Source organism: Enterobacteriaceae bacterium Kacie_13, from assembly GCA_013457415.1.
GTDB lineage: Bacteria > Pseudomonadota > Gammaproteobacteria > Enterobacterales > Enterobacteriaceae > Rahnella.
The window spans coordinates 90382-109578 of the sequence record CP045665.1 but is presented as its reverse complement, the minus strand read 5'-3'; the positions used below and the strand labels follow the sequence as shown (position 1 = coordinate 109578).

17 protein-coding genes, 1 tRNA gene and 1 other RNA gene are annotated in these 19197 nt (G+C 52.7%); 5 read left to right on the top strand and 14 right to left on the bottom strand.

Annotated features, from left to right (window positions below):
* Entirely contained in the window at positions 1-423 is a 423-nt protein-coding gene (locus GE278_00505; GenBank protein ID QLK59356.1) for a DUF805 domain-containing protein, read from the bottom strand.
* Between the two features lie 159 nt (positions 424-582).
* Here GE278_00505 and GE278_00500 point away from each other — a divergent pair, with 159 nt between their 5' ends.
* Positions 583-1191: a DUF1454 family protein gene (locus tag GE278_00500; protein ID QLK59355.1), complete on the top strand. Its 609-nt coding sequence runs from the start codon at positions 583-585 to the stop codon at positions 1189-1191.
* Positions 1192-1318: 127 nt separating this feature from the next.
* Complete coding sequence (gene tpiA, locus GE278_00495; protein ID QLK59354.1) at positions 1319-2086, top strand: triose-phosphate isomerase; 768 nt, start codon at positions 1319-1321, stop codon at positions 2084-2086.
* Between the two features lie 74 nt (positions 2087-2160).
* Here the strand turns inward: tpiA and GE278_00490 are convergent, their stop codons facing one another.
* The 7 genes from GE278_00490 to GE278_00460 all read right to left on the bottom strand — a co-directional run bounded on the left by GE278_00490 (position 2161) and on the right by GE278_00460 (position 10556).
* The gene (locus GE278_00490) at positions 2161-3150 is read right to left on the bottom strand and encodes a sulfate ABC transporter substrate-binding protein (GenBank protein ID QLK59353.1); all 990 of its coding nucleotides are present in this window, start codon (positions 3148-3150) and stop codon (positions 2161-2163) included.
* Positions 3151-3336: 186 nt separating this feature from the next.
* Positions 3337-4323, bottom strand: a complete 987-nt coding sequence (gene pfkA, locus GE278_00485; GenBank protein QLK59352.1) for a 6-phosphofructokinase — start codon at positions 4321-4323, stop codon at positions 3337-3339.
* Positions 4324-4863: 540 nt separating this feature from the next.
* Positions 4864-5877 carry a dipeptide ABC transporter ATP-binding protein gene (locus GE278_00480; protein ID QLK59351.1) on the bottom strand — a complete coding sequence of 338 codons (1014 nt, stop codon included), beginning with the start codon at positions 5875-5877 and terminating at the stop codon, positions 4864-4866.
* A complete protein-coding gene (gene dppD / locus GE278_00475; protein QLK59350.1) occupies positions 5867-6892 on the bottom strand; it encodes a dipeptide ABC transporter ATP-binding protein in 1026 nt (341 codons plus the stop codon). The genes GE278_00480 and dppD overlap by 11 nt, the downstream gene beginning before the upstream one ends.
* 10 nt (positions 6893-6902) lie before the next feature.
* The gene (gene dppC, locus GE278_00470) at positions 6903-7817 is read right to left on the bottom strand and encodes a dipeptide ABC transporter permease DppC (protein ID QLK59349.1); all 915 of its coding nucleotides are present in this window, start codon (positions 7815-7817) and stop codon (positions 6903-6905) included.
* Positions 7818-7827: 10 nt separating this feature from the next.
* Positions 7828-8847 carry a dipeptide ABC transporter permease DppB gene (dppB, locus tag GE278_00465; protein QLK59348.1) on the bottom strand — a complete coding sequence of 340 codons (1020 nt, stop codon included), beginning with the start codon at positions 8845-8847 and terminating at the stop codon, positions 7828-7830.
* A 101-nt stretch (positions 8848-8948) separates the two neighbouring features.
* Positions 8949-10556: an ABC transporter substrate-binding protein gene (locus GE278_00460; protein ID QLK59347.1), complete on the bottom strand. Its 1608-nt coding sequence runs from the start codon at positions 10554-10556 to the stop codon at positions 8949-8951.
* A gap of 992 nt (positions 10557-11548) precedes the next feature.
* Between GE278_00460 and GE278_00455 the strand changes: the two genes are divergently transcribed.
* Positions 11549-11785: a hypothetical protein gene (locus GE278_00455; GenBank protein QLK59346.1), complete on the top strand. Its 237-nt coding sequence runs from the start codon at positions 11549-11551 to the stop codon at positions 11783-11785.
* Complete coding sequence (locus GE278_00450; protein ID QLK59345.1) at positions 11754-12083, top strand: type II toxin-antitoxin system RelE/ParE family toxin; 330 nt, start codon at positions 11754-11756, stop codon at positions 12081-12083. Before GE278_00455 ends, GE278_00450 begins: the two co-directional genes overlap by 32 nt.
* 92 nt (positions 12084-12175) lie before the next feature.
* Here the strand turns inward: GE278_00450 and GE278_00445 are convergent.
* The 6 genes from GE278_00445 to GE278_00420 form a co-directional block, all read right to left on the bottom strand.
* A non-coding RNA gene (locus GE278_00445) (RtT sRNA) lies at positions 12176-12304 on the bottom strand.
* Between the two features lie 34 nt (positions 12305-12338).
* Positions 12339-12415, bottom strand: a tRNA-Pro gene (locus GE278_00440).
* A 100-nt stretch (positions 12416-12515) separates the two neighbouring features.
* Positions 12516-14195: a kdo(2)-lipid A phosphoethanolamine 7''-transferase gene (eptB, locus tag GE278_00435; GenBank protein QLK59344.1), complete on the bottom strand. Its 1680-nt coding sequence runs from the start codon at positions 14193-14195 to the stop codon at positions 12516-12518.
* A gap of 250 nt (positions 14196-14445) precedes the next feature.
* Positions 14446-14868 (bottom strand): Ohr family peroxiredoxin, encoded by a 423-nt coding sequence (locus GE278_00430; protein QLK59343.1) that lies wholly within the window; start codon positions 14866-14868, stop codon positions 14446-14448.
* 195 nt (positions 14869-15063) lie between these two features.
* The gene (locus tag GE278_00425; GenBank protein ID QLK59342.1) at positions 15064-15522 is read right to left on the bottom strand and encodes a MarR family transcriptional regulator; all 459 of its coding nucleotides are present in this window, start codon (positions 15520-15522) and stop codon (positions 15064-15066) included.
* Positions 15523-15619: 97 nt separating this feature from the next.
* Positions 15620-17065, bottom strand: a complete 1446-nt coding sequence (locus GE278_00420) for an alpha/beta hydrolase (GenBank protein QLK59341.1) — start codon at positions 17063-17065, stop codon at positions 15620-15622.
* Positions 17066-17347: 282 nt separating this feature from the next.
* On the opposite strand from GE278_00420, the gene atzF reads away from it, so the two are divergent.
* Positions 17348-19192, top strand: coding sequence for an allophanate hydrolase (gene atzF / locus GE278_00415; GenBank protein ID QLK59340.1), 1845 nt, complete (start codon positions 17348-17350; stop codon positions 19190-19192).
* Positions 19193-19197 lie beyond the last annotated feature (5 nt).

Genomic DNA, 19197 nt, shown 5'->3' with positions numbered 1-19197 from the left:
CTATTTAAACCTGACCTCATCCGGCTCTGGGCCAAAGCGATTTGTGCCCGGAGTACCGACAAAGGCACCGCAGTCGATAATCAGCATAATAAAAATAACGGACGGCACCAGCCGGCCCAGTACCCAGCTCCATGTCTGCGGCATCGCGGCAGCCCAGTTACCGGCGACCAGCATCCAGGCCAGTACAAATAACAGCGCCCACCATGCCGATTTATTGCGGTCATGTAACCTTTTCACCAGCACTGCAGCAGTCGGCCAGAGTAAAACGACCAGCGCAAATCCGGCGGACTGATAAGTAATCCATTCCTGCGCGGCAAAGAAGAAATCCGCCGCCATCAAAATAAGCCAGCTGACCATCCAGAGCCAAAAATCACGGCGGCCCATCCGGCCATTAAAAGAAAACAGTGCGTGCTGTAACGTCATTGACAGTCAGTTCCATAGAAGACAATGGGAGTAAAAATGATAAACCGAAGCGAGTGTAACCCAGCGATCATCGCCGTGAGAATGTTTAAGGTCTCCTTTTGACATTACCCCTTGATCCCCGCTTTAATCGAACTATTCAGATACGCTAAGAAAACACTTATGAATGCTGCAAAAAACCTTTTATCTTTGACACTCCCGGTATTGCTGATGCTCGCAGGATCAAAGATGGCCTTCGCCGAGCCGCCAGCCGATCACTCAGGCACAGTAGAAATGCCGAAAGCCCCTTATCTGCTCGCCGGTGCGCCGACCTTCGAAACGACGCTTGTCAATTTTCGCGCAAAATATAATGAAGCAAATTCCACTCAGCAGATTGGTGAATTCCGCTCCATTAATGAAAAGGCGGCCAACAGCCCGCTGACCCGCGCGGCCAGCAAGATTAATGAGAATCTCTACGCCTCCACCGCGCTGGAAAAAGGCACGGGTAAGATCAAAACGCTGCAAATCACCTATCTGCCGATTCAGGGCGCAGAGGAAAAAGCCGCGCGTACGCTGGCAATAAGCTACATGGCGAATCTCATGCGCCAGTTTGATGCCACCCTTTCGACAGAACAAAGCGTGGCGAAAGTGGCATCGCTTATCCAAAAAGGCAAAGGCCAGCAGTATTACCAGCAGGAAGTTGGCGCGGTGCGTTTTGTAGTTTCAGATAATGGCGAAAAAGGACTGACGTTTGCCGTTGAACCCGTCAAGCTGGCACTGGCTGAGCCATGAGATGACGGTATTTAATGACAAAAAGCAAAGCCTTTGCCTTCAATGATCTCTATACTGTTGGACAGGTAATCTGCTTGTTTGGCAGAAATTTTAATCGACATTCGCGTCCCCTTTTGGAGGAAAAAACATGCGACATCCATTAGTGATGGGTAACTGGAAGCTTAACGGTAGCACCCACATGGTTAACGAACTGATTGCTGCTCTGCGTACTGAACTGAGCACGGTCGAAGGTTGTGGCGTTGCGATTGCTCCACCAGAAGTTTACCTGTCACAGGCTAAACACGCTCTGGCTGGCAGCCGTATCGCGCTGGGTGCTCAGAACGTTGATGCTAACCTGTCCGGCGCATTCACCGGTGAAATCTCTGCTGAGATGCTCAAAGATATCGGTGCGAAATACATCATCATCGGTCACTCAGAACGCCGTACTTACCACAAAGAAAGCGATGAGTTCATCGCGAAGAAATTCGGCGTGCTGAAAGACGCTGGTCTGATCCCTGTTCTGTGCATCGGTGAAACCGAAGCAGAAAACGAAGCGGGTCAGACTGAAGCCGTTTGCGCTAAGCAACTGGATGCCGTACTGAACACTTTGGGCGCAAAAGCGTTCGAAGGAGCTGTCATCGCTTACGAACCTGTTTGGGCGATCGGTACCGGAAAATCCGCCACTCCTGCGCAGGCTCAGGCCGTTCACAAATTCATCCGTGACCACGTCGCAAAACAAGACGCTGCGGTTGCTGAACAAGTCATCATCCAGTACGGCGGCTCTGTTAACGCGGCTAACGCGGCAGAACTTTTCACACAACCGGACATCGATGGTGCTCTGGTTGGCGGCGCATCACTGAAAGCTGATGCTTTCGCAGTGATCGTGAAAGCGGCAGCCGAAGCTAAAAAAGCGTAAGTCTGTTTCTTCTGCGCACAAAAAACCCCGGCATGCCGGGGTTTTTTATTGCCTGAATATGTTAACTCAGCGCATCAGCGTTTGGAGATTTGGTCGAAAATCCCGTCAGTCGCGAAGTGTTCTTTCTGCGCCTGTGCCCATGTGCCTGCCACCTGATCAATCGTGAACAGTTTCAGTTTAGGGAATTCAGACGCGAATTTTTTCTCTACTTGCGCATCTCGTGGACGATAATAGTTTTCTGCCGCAATGGTCTGGCCTTCCGGTGAATACAGGTATTTCAGGTAAGCATCCGCCACGGTCCGGGTATCACGCTTATCAACCACTTTATCAACCACCGAAACCGTTGGCTCAGCCAGGATGGACTCGCTTGGCGTCACGATTTCAAACTTGTCTTTACCCACTTCTTTGGTGGCCAGCAGCGCTTCGTTTTCCCACGCAATCAGCACATCGCCGATACCGCGCTCCACGAAGGTGTTGGTCGCGCCACGTGCACCGGAATCCAACACTTCGACGTTTTTGTACAACGCTTTCACAAAGTCCTGCGCTTTGGCTTTATCATTATTGTTGTGATGCAGTGCGTAACCCCACGCAGCCAGATAGTTCCAGCGCGCACCGCCTGATGTTTTAGGGTTAGGCGTAATCACGGACACACCCGGTTTGATCAAATCATTCCAGTCATGAATTTGTTTCGGGTTGCCTTTACGTACAAGGAATACGATGGTCGAGGTGTAAGGCGCAGAGTTATCCGGCAGACGGGTGATCCAGTTTTTATCGATACGACCACGTTCTGCAATCGCATCTACGTCATAAGCCAGCGCCAACGTCACCACGTCTGCTTCAATACCATTGATAACTGACGTTGCCTGCTTTCCTGAACCGCCGTGTGACTGACGCACAGTCACAGTATCGCCGGTTTTGCCTTGCCAGTATTTGCTGAAGGCTTTGTTGTATTGTTCATAGAATTCGCGGGTTGGATCGTACGACACGTTCAGAATTTGAATGTCTTTGGCAATCGCCCCTGTTGCTACCAGCAGTAATGCCAGGCCTGCACCCCATTTACGCATCGCACTCTCTCCCGAAGATAGTTTCTATGGATTTCATTTGTTTGGTCTGATGAAGAGAGCGTGCCAGAGAAAAAGAAAACGAATAAAGAATAAAAGGTTTCCTACTATTACTTTATGGAATAACAAAAAAAAGACTAAAAAAAACCTCCGGTTAAGGAGGCTCTTTGACTTAAATAATCCGCTGTTTTAGAACAGTTTTTTAGCGGTGTTATACCAGTCTTCTTTAAATTTGCTTTTCTTATTCTCTGGCGCGATGCACACGGAGATCAATTCATGCACCATTTTTTCGTTTTCAACACCGACGCAGAAACCGCCCTGAGTATAATCACGGCCTTCTTCAAGTAGCAGGTCGACAGCATAAGCGCCCATGCGGGAAGCTAAAATACGGTCGTAAGCAACTGGCGCACCGCCACGCTGGATATGGCCCAGTACGGTACCACGGGTTTCACGACACGTTTCTTTCTCGATGTATTTAGCCAGCTCATCAATATCATCTAACTTCTCAGTGATGGCGACGATAGCGTGCTTTTTACCTTTCGCGATGCCGGCTTTGATTTCAGCAACCAGATCATCACGTTTGAATTCGACTTCAGGAATAGCGATAAATTCGCAACCCCCGGCTATGGCCGCAGCCAGAGTCAGGTCACCACAGTAACGGCCCATAACTTCAACGATGGAGATACGCTGGTGTGAAGAAGAGGTGTCGCGCAGACGGTCAATCGCTTCAACCACGGTGCCCAGTGCAGTAAAGAAACCGATAGTGTAGTCAGTACCGGCTACGTCGTTATCGATTGTGCCAGGCAGGCCGATACAACGGATACCGCCCTCTTTGGTCAGCAGGTCGGCGCCAGCGTAGGAGCCGTCACCACCAATCACTACCAGACCATCAATGCCGCGATCTTTCATATTCTGCAGAGCAATTTTACGCATGCCCGGATCACGGAATTCAGGGAAACGTGCTGATCCCAGGAAAGTACCGCCGCGGTTGATCATGTCTGACACGCTGTAGCGGTCCAGTTTTCTCATGCGGTTTTCATACATGCCGAGGTAGCCATCTTCGATACCGTAAACTTCCAAATCTGCTGATAAAGCCGCACGCACAACGCCACGGATCGCAGCATTCATGCCTGGGGCATCGCCACCGCTTGTCAGTACACCAATTTTTTTGATCATGACTACCTCTGAACTTGTAGATGCAATTTCTTAAGAATCTTGAGCCTGCCTGTTGGGCGGAATTAACTTGTGCTGCCAAAGGGCTTATTAGCGTTTGAGCCTATAGTATAACAAAACAGCGGAGCTGAATTGATTCAAGTCAGCAAGAACACGCATACCACACTCTGTACTTCGCAATTTACTGATTCATACGGCTTTTACAAGATATTTCCGGCTCGTTACCGGCAGATTTCTATCTTGTTAATTGCCCGTTTTATGAAAGTTCGCAAAATGAAGGCAAAAAAAACCCCACCTTTCGGTGGGGGAAGACAGGGATGGTGATATCCATTTTAATGCAACACAATGAAATAAATGGAATTACTTCATTCAATGTCCACACATTGACCACATCAAAATAGCCTCTATTAAACAGGGGCTTTGTTTTATAAATACTCGGCGAGTAACATAATCAATCCAATTGATTGTTTAATAAATGCATATAAGCAATTGATACTTATAATAATAAAGCCCCGCCTTTGGATTTCAGCGTTTCAGCCAGATTTACGCGACAGTCTGCGTAGTGCCATTTTCATCCTGATCCACTGCAAAACAGGCGACAAGCTGATCGCCGTACTGTTTGAGCTGTGGCTGGAATTGTTTGCAGGTGCCGAACGCGCGGCGGCAGCGGGCATTGAATGCACAACCGGCTGGCGGGTTCAGCGGGCTTGGCAGTTCGCCGGTGAGCTTAATGCGTTCCCGACGCTCGTCCGGGTTCAGACGCGGCGTCGCGGAAAGCAGTGCCTGAGTGTACGGATGGCGCGGATTGTTGAAGATGGCGTCTTTTGAGCCCTTCTCCACGCAACGGCCAAGGTACATCACCATCACTTCGTCGGCGATGTGCTCGACCACTGACAAATCGTGCGAGATGAACACGTAGGACAGCCCCAGATCCTGCTGTAAATCCATCATCAGGTTCAGAACCTGGGCGCGCACGGAAACATCGAGCGCGGAAACCGGTTCATCAGCGATGACTACGTCAGGATCCAGCATCAGACCCCGGGCAATCGCGATACGCTGACGCTGTCCGCCAGAGAACATGTGCGGATAACGGTCGTAATGCTCGGTTTTCAGGCCAACTTTCGCCATCATCGCCAGCGATTTTTCACGACGCTCGGCGCTGCTCAATTTGGTATTGATCAGCAACGGCTCTTCGAGGATCTGCCCGACTTTCTTACGCGGGTTCAGTGATCCATAAGGATTCTGAAACACGATCTGGATCTTCTGACGGCGCAGCTTTTCCGCTGTCGCATCAGGTTTCAGCAAATCCTGCCCGCGGTAATACAGCTCGCCGCCGGTCGGGACTTCGATCATGGTCAGCAGACGGCCCAGCGTGGATTTCCCACAGCCGGATTCACCCACCACCGCCAGCGTTTTACCGCGTTCGAGGGTGAATGAAACGCCGTCGAGCGCCTTAACTGTACGTTCCGGGGCGAACATCCCTTTCTTCACCGGGTAATGCTTTTTCAGGTCAATCGCATGCAACAACGGCTGCGATGCGGTGTTATCAGGACTCATAAGTAGGTCTCCCGGCATCATCGAGCGGATAATGACATTTCGACTGACGCCCGTTGGCGAGATCACGCAGCGCTGGCTCTTCTTTACGGCAAAGATCCGTAGCATACGGGCAACGCGGGTTAAGCAGACAACCGTTCGGACGGTCATACTTACCCGGCACCACACCCGGCAATGACTGCAAACGCGCTTTGTCAGCGGCAAATTCCGGCAACGAGCGCAGCAGTGCCTGGGTATACGGATGGCGCGGCGCACGGAAAATCTCCGTGGCTCTTGCCGATTCCACCACCTGACCGGCATACATCACGATGATATGCTGCGCGGCTTCGGCTACCAGCGCGAGGTCATGAGTGATCAGCATCAGCGCCATGTTCTCTTGCTGTTGCAGCTCGAGCAGCAGTTCGATGATCTGCGCCTGAATGGTCACGTCGAGGGCGGTTGTCGGTTCATCGGCGATCAGCAGCTTGGGACGACAGGCGATCGCCATCGCGATCATTACGCGCTGGCTCATCCCGCCGGACAACTGGTGCGGATACACATCGAGACGCGAAGCCGGATCGGGGATACCGACCAGATTCAGCAGATCGATGGTGCGCTGACGACGGGTCTTTTTGTTGCCACCCTGATGCACCTTGATGGCTTCCATAATCTGGAATCCGACGGTGTAGCACGGGTTAAGACTGGTCATCGGGTCCTGGAAAATCATCGCGACTTCGGCACCGACAATCTGACGGCGCTCTTTTTCGCTCATGTCTTGCAGATCACGGCCACCGAATTCCAGTTTTTCAGCCATCACTTTGCCGGGGAAATCGATAAGCCCCATCAGCGCCAGTGAACTGACCGATTTACCGGAACCGGATTCGCCAACAATCCCGACCACTTCGCCCTGTTTTACGCTGTAACTGATACGATCTACGGCGCGAAACGGTGTGCCTTCGTCACCAAAATGCACGGAAAGCTTATCGACGGTCAGCAGCGTTTTGCCGACCGGTACGTCTTGAATTAATGTGGTTTCCATCGCTCGTCCCTTACTGCTTGAGTTTAGGGTCAAGGGCGTCGCGCAGGCCGTCACCCATCAGGTTAAATGCCAGTACCGTCAGCAGGATGACCACACCGGGGAAGGTCACAACCCACCAGGCGCTCTGAGCAAACTGTAAGACGTCGGACAGCATCGTGCCCCACTCCGGCGTTGGCGGTTGCGCGCCCATGCCGAGGAAGCCGAGAGCCGCCATATCGAGGATGGCGTTGGAAAAACCGAGCGACGCCTGAACGATCAGCGGCGCTAAGCAGTTTGGTAAAATATTGATGAACATCTGACGCGTCGCACCGGCACCCGCGACGCGCGACGCGGTCACGTAGTCACGATTTACTTCTACCAGCACTGCCGCACGGGTAAGTCGCACGTAGTGTGGCAGGGCGACGAACGTCAGCGCCAGCGAGGCGTTCACTATCGACGGACCGAAAATTGCCACCAGTACCAGCGCCAGCAACAGGCTCGGTAAGGCCAGCATGATATCGACCACGCGCATGATGATAGCGTCGATGACACCGCCATAATATCCGGCAAACAGACCGAAAATCACGCCGAGGATCAGCGAAAGCACCACGACCAGACAACCGACCAGCAGCGATAACCGCGCGCCGTACATCAGACGCGACAGAATATCGCGGCCCACATCGTCAGTCCCCAACAGGAATTTCCAGCTTCCGCCTTCCATCCAGACCGGCGGACGCAGCAGCGCATCACGGAACTGCTCAGCCGGAGCGTGTGGCGCTATCACATTCGCCCCAATCGCAATTACCAGCATGATGATGATGTAAGCCAGACCTGTAACGGCCCCTTTATTACGCTTGAAGTAATGCCAGAATTCGCGCAATGGCGGCATCGGCACTGGCGCAGCCGTCACGATTTCGTTCGCGACGGGCTCTGTAACCTGAGACATTTTGCGCCCCTTATTTTCTGTGGCGAATACGCGGGTTGACCACGCCGTAGAGCACGTCTACCAGCAGGTTAACCACGATGATCAAAGTAGCGACCAGCAACACTCCGCCCTGCACGACCGGATAGTCGCGGCGCTGGAGTGCATCGATCAGCCACCGGCCGAGTCCCGGCCAGGAGAAGATGGTTTCCGTCAGAATGGCACCACCGAGCAACGTCCCGACCTGCAAACCAATGATGGTCACCACCGGCAGCAGCGCATTGCGCAGTGCGTGGACGACAATCACCCGCATACGGCTGACGCCTTTAGCGCGCGCGGTACGGATATAATCTTCACCCAACACTTCCAGCATGGAAGAACGGGTCATACGCACGATAACCGCCAGAGGAATGGTGCCGAGCACCAGCGCAGGCAAAATCATGTGCATCACGGCGTCTTTGAAATCGCCCGGCTCGCCCCAGATGAGGGAGTCGATCAACATAAAGCCGGTCAGCGGCATGCTGTCATCAAGGAAAACGGTATCGCTTATTCGCCCCGATACGGGCGTGAGGTTGAGCTGCACCGAAACCAGCATCACCAGCATGATCCCCCACCAGAATATCGGCATCGAATAGCCGGTGAGTGAGATGCCCACTGCCGTGTGGTCGAATATTGATCCGCGTTTGACCGCCGCCAGCACGCCCACCGGAATACCGACAATAATCGCGAAAATCATCGCGCAAATGCCCAGTTCCAGCGTTGCTTTGAAGCGCGGGACAAACTCCTGCCAGACAGGGGTTCGGCTTTTTAAGGAAGTGCCCAGGTCGCCGTGCAGCACCCCGTTCACATAGTGGAAGTATTGCTGATAAAGAGGCTTATCGAGCCCCATATCTGCCATTAACTGGGCGTGACGTTCGGGGGAAACACCGCGTTCGCCTGCCATGATGGTGACCGGGTCGCCTGGTATCATATGTACGAAGGCAAAAGTCAGCAAAGTTATGCCGATAAACGTTGGGATAACTAACCCCAAACGTCGGAGTATGAACTGAAACATATCCCGTACTCTCTGTATAAAATGCCCGGAGAACCGTAGCTCGCCGGGCTTATTAGTAGCTCACAAAACTCTTAACTGTCGGATTTAATAGCGCAGGGCTATCACTCCATGCTGACGTTTTCGAAGTGGTGTTTGCCTAACGGGTCAACGACATAGCCTTTGACTTCTTTACGAACAGGTTCGTACACAGTGGAGTGAGCGATGATCAGCGCCGGAGCCTGGTCATGCATGACAACCTGTGCCTGCTGGTAGAGCGCAGCACGTTTGGCATGATCGGATTCAGCACGGGCTGGCTGGATCAAATCTTCAAACGGCTTGTAACACCAGCGGGAATAGTTGGAACCGTCTTTGGCGGCGGCACAGCTGAACAGCGTAGCGAAGAAGTTGTCCGGATCCCCATTGTCCCCGGTCCAGCCCATCATCACAGACTGATGCTCACCGGCTTTAGCACGCTTGAGGTATTCGCCCCACTCGTAGGTGACGATATTGGCTTTCACGCCCACTTTCGCCCAGTCAGCCTGGATCATTTCAGCCATACGGCGCGCGTTCGGGTTGTACGGACGCTGTACCGGCATCGCCCACAGATCGATAGTGAAACCGTCTGCGTGACCTGCTTCTTTCAGCAGTTCTTTGGCTTTCTCAGGATTGTAATCGTAATCCACTACGTCTTTGTTATAGCCCCACATTGTTGGTGGGATCAGGTTTTTAGCCGGCTGGCCAGCACCCTGATAAACCGCATCGATGATGGCTTTTTTGTTCACAGCCATGGTCAGTGCCTGACGCACTTTCACTTCATCCAGCGGTTTTTTCTCAACGTTGAAGGACAGATAACCGACGTTCAGGCCTGGCTGTTGCATCAGGTTGATGGTGTTATCTTTTTTCATTGCCGCGATGTCAGCCGGGTTCGGGTACGGCATCACCTGGCATTCATTTTTCTGCAATTTCGCGTAACGCACGGAAGCGTCAGGCGTGATGGAGAAGACTAAACGGTCGATCTGCGGCTTGGTGCCCCAGAAGCCCGGGAAAGCTTTGTAGAGGATGCGTGAATCTTTCTGGTATTGCACAAGCTGGAACGGACCGGTACCGATCGGATCCAAATCGACTTTCTCAGGGGTTTTCGCTTTCAGCATGTTATCCGCGTATTCCGCAGACAGAATGGAGGCGAAGTCCATCGCGAGGTCAGCCAGGAATGGAGACTCCGGGCGGTTCAGCACAAACTGGACGGTGTTGTCGTCGACTTTGACAATCTTGGCGATCAGGTCGCCCATGCCCATGCCTTCGAAGTATTCGTAGCTGCCGCCAGAAACGCCGTGGTATGGGTTATTTTTATCGAGCTGACGTTCGAAGGAATACACCACGTCATCCGCATTGAAATCGCGGGTCGGTTTAAATTCCTTGTTGTCCTGCCATTTCACGCCTTTGCGCAGATGGAAGGTGTAGGTTTTGCCGTCTGCCGACACGTCCCACTTTTCAGCCAGACCCGGCTGAATTTCAGTGGTCCCGATCTTGAACTCAACCAGACGGTTGTAGATAGGCACGGAGCTGGCGTCATACGTGGTGCCTGAGGTGAACAGCTGAGGGTTGAAACCTTCAGGTGAACCTTCAGAACAATACACTAACGTTTTTGCCTGCACGCTTGCTGCAACGGTCAGCGCAATCAGGCCCATACTGAATTTCAGTAGCCCCGACTTACCTAAGGAGATTGTCATCGCTTCTGCTCCATTGATTAATGGTGATGTGGATGTGTGTGTTGTGTTTGCAGCTCACGTCACCCTTTATTTTTATTTGCGGGTGACTGTGTTGGTGTGCGCTGCATTAAGTCCAACCAGAGCATGGTGAACTGCCATTTTTTTCCTACGGACTGTAAAGCGGGCTTTACGGTTCTTTACCGGAAATAATCACTGGTCTTCCTTGGGGCTATCAATTTGGCAACTCCTATCCCTGACGTCAATATAACCATCAGGCATTTACACAGACTGTGAGTAACAGCAAACAAACATAAAAAAACATTCCGTTAACCAAATCAGGACGAATGTTCAGTTTTTGAACCCGAACCCCACATAATCAACTTTGTAAAAGAATATTCCTGGGGGTTTTGCACATATTAAATCCCTAAAAATTTCTCGCTAAATGATGAATATATGAACGGTTATTTTTGAGATAGGGGTGGAAACCAGCTGAAAATGCTGAGAAGAGCAGCAGATGACACGGGACTGTCACAAAAGGCCTTGGTGCAATGAACCCTTTAAATACCCCAAAAAAGCGCAAATGCGCGATGATGGTGCAGACCCTTCCGGGGGTATGTTCGGTGTGTTTTATCATCGAAAGTCTGGGGACAGGCTGAAATACCTCGAAACCAAACTGTTCTTATAGCTCGAAGACTGGCGCGGTTTTTGCTTACACCAAGGGTGTCTGGATCCATGGCAGAAAGTTTTCTGTATTCCATGACGCGGCTACGCCGCAATTTGCGCGCTAAAGCGCATGAGACGGATGCAACGGTGTGAACAGATTGGGTTTCTTTCGCGACTGCCCACAGAATCCAGAAATTCCGGCCTTATATGCTTTCTGAACCGCGTTCCCGCCGTTATGCTCGCCCTCAGAGCTAGCCGATGTAAAAAAGACAATATGCGACAATTTGTTGCATTGAGCGATGTAATGGCGCACCCTGCTCTCAGGTATAAAAAATGACCAGAGGTAAACGATGGCAACCAGCATTCGCTTAGATGATGACTTCGTCAGTGACGTGAAAATTCATGCCGAAGCCACCCACCGCAGTATCCCGAAGCAGATTGAGCATTGGGCAAAAATCGGCAGGATCGCCGAAGACAATCCCGATCTGACCTACCGGTTTATTATGGAAACGTTATTAGCCAAAAGTGAAATAGATAACAACAAGGTCACGCGCTATGTCAGAAGGACCGACCGGTCAACGGATTGATACGTTTGAATCTCATCGCTTCATCAAAGCATTTGCGCGACTTTCCTTGCCACAACAGGTTGTCGTGGAAGATGAAATCGAGCGCATACAGGAGAACCCGACACTCGGGGAACTGAATAAAGGCGATCTGAGTTATTTACACGTCCATAAATTCTCGCTGGATAAACAGCAGGCGCTTTTGGGGTACAGCTGGCTGGAAGACAAGATCGAGTTGTATTTGCTGAGTCTTGATTCCCATGAAAATTTCTATCAGAGCCATAAAAATCATCGAAAAGGTGATTTGAAACTGATGACGTGAGAGCGTGCACAAAACAAAAAGCCCGCAACCAGAAAGATGCAGGCTTTGTTGAGACGAAAAAAAACCTGCTTTAAAAGCAGGTTTTTCAAATGTGGTCGGCGAGAGAGGATTACGCGCATCTTCGATGCTCGCCCTTCGGGCCGTTGCTAAAGCAACGTGGTCTCGCTTCGCTCGGCTCAAACCTCCTTCGGAGGTTCTCATCCTCTTAAACTACAGACGAAAAAAAACCTGCTTTAAAAGCAGGTTTTTCAAATGTGGTCGGCGAGAGAGGATTCGAACCTCCGACCCACTGGTCCCAAACCAGTTGCGCTACCAAGCTGCGCTACTCGCCGAATGGGGCGCATCTTACTGCGGTGGTTTCAGAGCGTCAACGGCTTTTTCATCCATATTCACCGACTGCCCAGAAATCATCCGATACGCCGCCAATTTGACCTATAACTTCTGTTCTGCCTGAGGTTTAGCACACCAGTTATTCGCCGGATTGATTCCGCCGTTCGGTGAGGTGTAACCCAGACAACCCAGAATCGAGTCGAATAACTCGACGTGACGCTTCTTCGCACCTGCTCGCTGCTGAGCCTGCAGCTGCTCAAATGCCAGTTTGTGATCGGGCTGCTCGAGGAAGCTGTCAGAGGCCCAGACCATCATCGGCACCCGGAACTGCTCCGGCGGTGCCATTTCGCGCGGCGTACCGTGCAGATGCGAGTTCTCATCAATCGACTCACCGTGGTCGGAGGCGTAAAACACCAGCGCTTTCTTGTCGCGCAGCTGGTCAATCACGCTGTCGATGAAGGTGTCGGTATACAGCACACTGTTATCAAAGGCATTGATCAGCTCTTCTTTCGTGCAGTTCGTTTTCTTACATTCCGGCGTATAACGCGCGTAGCTGCGCGGATAACGCTGGGAATAGAGATAATGCGAGCCTTTGGTGTGCAGGATCACCAGATGTTTGCCTTTCGGGTGGTTCTTCAAGGATTCCTGCAATTCGTTCACCAGCAACATGTCGTCCACCGGTTTACCATCATTACGTTTTTCAGAAGCAATAATTTCACGGAAGGAGAAATTGTTGGTATCGGCGTTGTTGTAGAACCACAGCTCACTTTGCATCGCGAAGAGTTCAGAGGTGAAGCCCAAAGATTTCATCACCGCAAAGATATTCTGCTCTTTCAGCGTACGTTGCGGGTTATCTTCCGCTCCGCCTTCGCGCACAAACATACAGCGCAGCGAAAGCTTGGTGGCGGTGTCGCAGGAGGTGCCGCGGAACGCCACCAGATTCTTCTCTTTCGACAGGCGCGGCGTGGTATCACGCTCGTAGCCCAAAATCCCCATGTGATCCCAGCGGGTGGTTTCCCCGATGATAAACACCACGTAGGTGTCATCGATATCCGCTGGCGGTACGTAGGTAAACTCTTTCGCCGGGTCAAAATAATGGCTGGCATCCCGCCCCTCATCAATCTGGGTGTAGGCATATAACCCAAGCGCGGCTACCCAGTTAGAGGGGAGATAAGAGTGCGCGACAACGCCGCCGTAGCTCGGTAAATCGACGTTAGTTTTCTTCTCGTTCACGCTTTGTTCGTGATCAAGATAACGCAACGGCAGCCACACCAGCAGTGCCGTGGCCAGCAAAACGATCAGCGGCAACGCGCGCTGTCCCGGCGTTTTAATCTGCTCTATCAGCGTCAGACGCAGATTATTTTTCCAGATCAGAAACAGCGGTAACGCACTGACCAGCACCATCCAGATAAACAGCTGCGGGCCGATAATCTCTTTACTGAGATCGATATCCGTAGTCATGACCGATACCACGATGCCGTAGCCGATCACCACGTTAAACATCACCATGTAATAACTGGCGGCGACGGAAATCAGAACCAGCAGGCTGGCAACGATGCGGAAAAACAGCCGTCCACCCAGCGATAACAAACGCAGTACGAAAAAGGTAAACAGGACGATTGCACACACTTCGGTGACGGCCTGCAAAAGTTCGGTGGACGTGAAATGATTAATCAAGGCGGCAAAGCGGCGATGAAACACGGAGACATTAAGGAAAATGCCAATATAAATCGCTAACAATAATGAAATATTTTGCTGCGATAGAGTCTTCACTCTATTCATGTAATGTGATTTTCCGGAGGATTTTGAAAGATTCTGAATCATTGTGACATGTTTATGTCTGGTGAGTTCACAGATTATACCGAGATTACGTATATATACAGTTCCGGAATGTTCCGTGCCAAAGCGGCTCACAGGCGAGATGAAGCACAGGTGCAGTCTTTATCAATGATAAATTCAGACATGAAAAAGGAGGCCGAAGCCTCCTGGGTATTTCTCAAAACGCCCCTGGTGAAGGCGGTACTTCTAAAAATCATTTAATATTCAATGTTACATCGATGTTGCCACGGGTGGCGTTGGAGTACGGGCAAACCTGATGAGCTTTGGCAACCAGCGCTTCTGCGTCGCTGCGCTCAAAGCCAGGCAGAGTGATATCAAGCTGAACTTCGATACCGTAACCGCCAGGGATAGCACCGATGCCTACCGCGCCTTCAATTTTGGCGTCAGCAGGGATCTTAATTTTTTCCTGCGCGGCCACGGCTTTCAGTGCGCCGAGGAAGCAGGCTGAGTAACCCGCAGCAAACAGCTGCTCAGGGTTGGTACCGCCGCCCATGCCACCCATTTCTTTCGGCACGCCCAGTTTGATATCTAACACGCCGTCGTCAGAAACAGCACGGCCATCACGACCACCGGTAGCAGATGCATGAGCACGATACACAACTTTTTCGATAGACATATTTCGTTCCTTTTCGGGTCAGATTACTGAGAATCAAAGATGACTTAACTAGAAATATTTAACACGATTTAATCGTGCGCTATGTATTTAATACTAGCAGACAAATTCGAAAGCGCACTGCGGATTTGTCTGTTTGCTGCGATAGGTTTAATCAATCATTCGCTGAACGGCGTACGTATCTATTTACTTTGCGATTCAGGCTTTATCTTTCAAATTCGCGCGCAGGGATTCCAGCTGTTGCTTGAGCGTGACCATTTCGCTGAGCTCACACTCGGTCGCACACAAAATCGCTTCGGGGATCTCTTTGGCTTTGTCACGCAGCTGCCTACCGGTGTCGGTCAGGGTGATAATTACCTGCCGCTCGTCCGCTTTGGCGCGGCGGCGCAGCAGAAAACCGGCGGTCTCCAGCCGTTTTAACAGCGGGGTCAGCGTGGCGGAATCCAGAAAGAGTTTGTCGCCAATCTCCGAGACGGTCACTTCATCACGCTGCCAGAGCACCAGCATCACCAGATACTGCGGATAGGTCAGATCCAGCTGGCCGAGCAACTTGCGGTAAACCTTATGCAATGCAAGATTCGCCGAGTAAAGCGCGAAACACATCTGCTGATCCAGATGCAGCATGCTGTTGGGCGTTGATTCGGTATCTGTTTTCATGTTCATGCCGCCAATGTATATAGCGCGCGATATAATCGCAAGCGCTTTCGGGTGAATGTATTAACACTGGTGAATGCCTTCACTCTGTTGCGGAACTTCAAAACCCCCTGATTCTCTGCAACACGTAAGGGTAAAACGGATTTGATGATACACGCATCAGTTGATCCATACTCACCACCAGCGCACCATTTTCCCCTCTTGCGGCCAGCGTCCCCAGACGAATACCAAACTGCGCCGGGCCCTGTGGCGTGCGGCCATAGAGCGAGTCGTCGCTCGGGAACGGCAGCGCAACATGCGAGAGTGAAAAGAATTCGGAAGGATAATCCAGCCCCAGCGGCGTCGCGACCTCAGCAGTCTGCCCCGCCGGTGTTACCTGCGCAACGGTTGCCGCCTGATCGGGGGCGGCATTGGTAATCACCGTCGTCTGATAGTGCCGTGGCGCAGGCGGCAATAAGCGCTCAACCGCCGTTTCGGACGACGGACGCAATAACGGCCCGACGTACGCGCTGCGATTAATATCAATTAATACCAACTGGCTGCCATTGGCGGGCAACTGATTAAACAAAGCAGTGACTACCGCGCGGGTGCTGACGGTGGAATCCACTACCGACTGGAAGGCCAGCAAAGGCGGAAGTTGCGCCAGCCTGCCCGATTTCGCTTCTTTGATAATCTGCTGTTGCAGGACGTCGGTCAGCAGATAGGACTGGCGAGCTGCTTTTACCGGGAATGAATTGTATTTAAACGGATTGAATTCCGGCATCAGGTTCAGCCACGCGGTTTTGGCAAACGCAGGGAAGATAGCCGGCCAGCCCGCATACCCGGCGAAGCGGGCAAAACGGGTGACGCCAATCATCGGGGAAATCAACACCACGCGGGAAGGGCGAATCAGGGACGCGTCGTCGAGGGTATCGAGGGTGTATTTCATTGCCAGCGCGCCACCGTTGGAAAAGCCGACCATCTGCAACGGCACATTCGCACCGGCGGCGCGGCGGGCTTCACGCACGGCCAGCCGCGTTGCCGCCATCCATTGCTCCCAGTCCACATTGGTCAGGCCGCCCGGTACCGTGCCGTGTCCCGGCAGACGGATACCCACCGCAACAAATCCGCGCTGTCGGTAATCCTCGGCGATATGACGCAGGCTGTAAGGGGAATCCGTCAGCCCGTGTAACAACACAACTGCACCAACCGGCTTGCCCGCAGGCATCAGCTCATAAGAACGGTTCCAGTCCTGCGCAAAATGTTCTGGATAAATCGGGCTGCGATCGTAATAGCGGTTCAGAGGAATACGCTCTTCGGCGTCCAGCTTATCCGTCACTTCGTGCTTCACTTCGGCAAAAGCCTGCTGTTCAGCGCGCAGATATGCCGCCCAGTCGCTGTTATCCATCTGCTCCGCGCTCAGTTCATCCGGCACCAGTTTGTGCCACGGCTCAAGCGGCGGCCCTTGTAAGGCATCATACGTCCGCACGGCCAGCAGCGTGATGACCACCAGAACAAGTGCCAGTAAAAGCTTTTTCAGCCGTCTGAAGAGAGTGCGAAGTGGCATCAATTGCATTTTCCTAAAAACCGTCAAAGCGATATGAATATCTTAAAGATATGCCGTTCTTGCTAATTGTGGGCTAGATGATAATGAATTTAAGTTGAACGACGACTGCACGAAGTGCAAATCTTCGCCCCTTTTTTGTTCAGTTGCCCCCCTGTGGTGGTGCAACAAACGTACAACTCATTCACAAGCCAAATAATAAGTCATTTTAAATCAATAGATAATGATGTGGCACAGGGCTTGCTTAGGTGAATTCAATCTTGTGTACCAGATGGAATTCAACCTATGACCCACGCTTCACATTCTCCACATTCGCCGTATCGCGGTTTTACCCTGCGCGAATGGCAAGAGCACTACCGCACGGCGCCGGGCAGTTTGCGTACCACGCTTTCGATGGTGCTGGGCAGTCTGAGTCATACCGACAATGCCTGGATTTATCGTGCAACAGCCAATCAGCTGGAAGACCAGATTGCCCATCTGGAAAGCCTGCGCCAGAAAGCCGAAGGATCTCTGGACGCCCTGCCACTGTTTGGTGTGCCGTTTGCGGTCAAAGACAATATTGATATTGCAGGCTGGCCAACCAGCGCCGCCTGTCCGGCGTTCACTTACACCGCCGAAGCCGATGCTACCGTCGTCGCCAATCTGAAAGCTAAAGGCGCGATTGTCATTGGCAAAACCAATCTTGACCAGTTCGCCACTGGCCTGGTCGGCACCCGCTCGCCGTTCGGCGCAGTACGTAACACCTTCAACCCGGATTACGTCAGCGGCGGCTCAAGCTCAGGCTCAGCCTCGGTACTGGCACGCGGTTTAGTCGCTTTCTCACTCGGCACTGACACCGCCGGTTCCGGCCGCGTGCCGGCCGGGTTCAATAACGTTGTCGGCCTTAAGCCCACCAAAGGCTGGCTGTCGAACAAAGGCGTGGTGCCCGCCTGTCGCCTGAATGACTCGGTATCCATCTTCGCCCTGACCGTTGCCGATGCCCAGACCGTCGTCCACGCGGCGGGCGGATATGACGCTGCCGATGCCTATTCCCGCCCGAACCCGCGTACTGCGCCGGTAGCAATTTCTGCTCATCCGCGCTTTGCCGTGCCTGACAGCCTGGAGTTTTTTGGCGATGCGCAGGCCGAGTTTGAATTCGATCAGGCGCTGGAACGCCTGAGCAGCAGCGGCGTCACATTGGTGCCGGTCGATTTCACACCGTTTCGCGAACTGGCAGAGCAGCTGTATTACGGCGCATGGGTGGCTGAACGCACGGTAGCGGTCGGGCAGATTTTCGAGGAAAGCCCGGACGTGATGGATCCGGTGGTGCGCGGCATTGTGGCGAACGGCCTGAACTACAGCGCCTGCGACGCCTGGCGGGCGGAATATTTGCGCGCGGAGCTGTCACGCAAAATCAATCTGGCGCTGGAAGGGTTTGATGCACTGGTAGTGCCAACCTCACCCACAATCCGCACGCAGGAAGAAATGGTGCAGGAGCCGGTGCTCTATAACTCACAGTTCGGGATTTACACCAACTTCACTAATCTGGCGGATTTGTCCGCGCTGGCGCTGCCATCGAGCATTCGCGCTGACGGCTTGCCCGCCGGGATCACGCTGATCGCGCCCGCCTGGCACGACGATGCACTGGCCAGCTTTGGTCGCCAGTGGCAGCGCAGCCTAAACCTGCCGCTCGGCGCGACCGGCATTACCCTCAAGCCGGAAGAATATATGACGTCCACGCCACTGACCGCCAGCGTGCGTGTCGCGGTAGTCGGGGCCCATCTCACCGGTATGCCGCTCAATTTCCAGCTCACCAGCCGCAACGCGGTACGCGTCGAGCAGACTACCACCGCCGCCACCTACAAACTCTTCGCCCTCGCCAACACCACGCCGCCAAAACCGGGGCTGGTGCGGGCAGAAACCGGCAGCGCGATCGTCGTCGAACTGTGGGATATCCCGCTGGCGCGCTTTGGCGAGTTCGTCGCCGAAATTCCGGCACCGCTTGGGATCGGCTCTCTGATACTGGCCGATGGCCGCACGGTGAAAGGCTTCATCTGTGAGCCGTGGGCGATCACTGACGCCACTGACATCACCCATTTTGGCGGCTGGAGAAGTTATATCGCCCACCTCGCCTCCCTGAAAAACGCCTGAGGAGC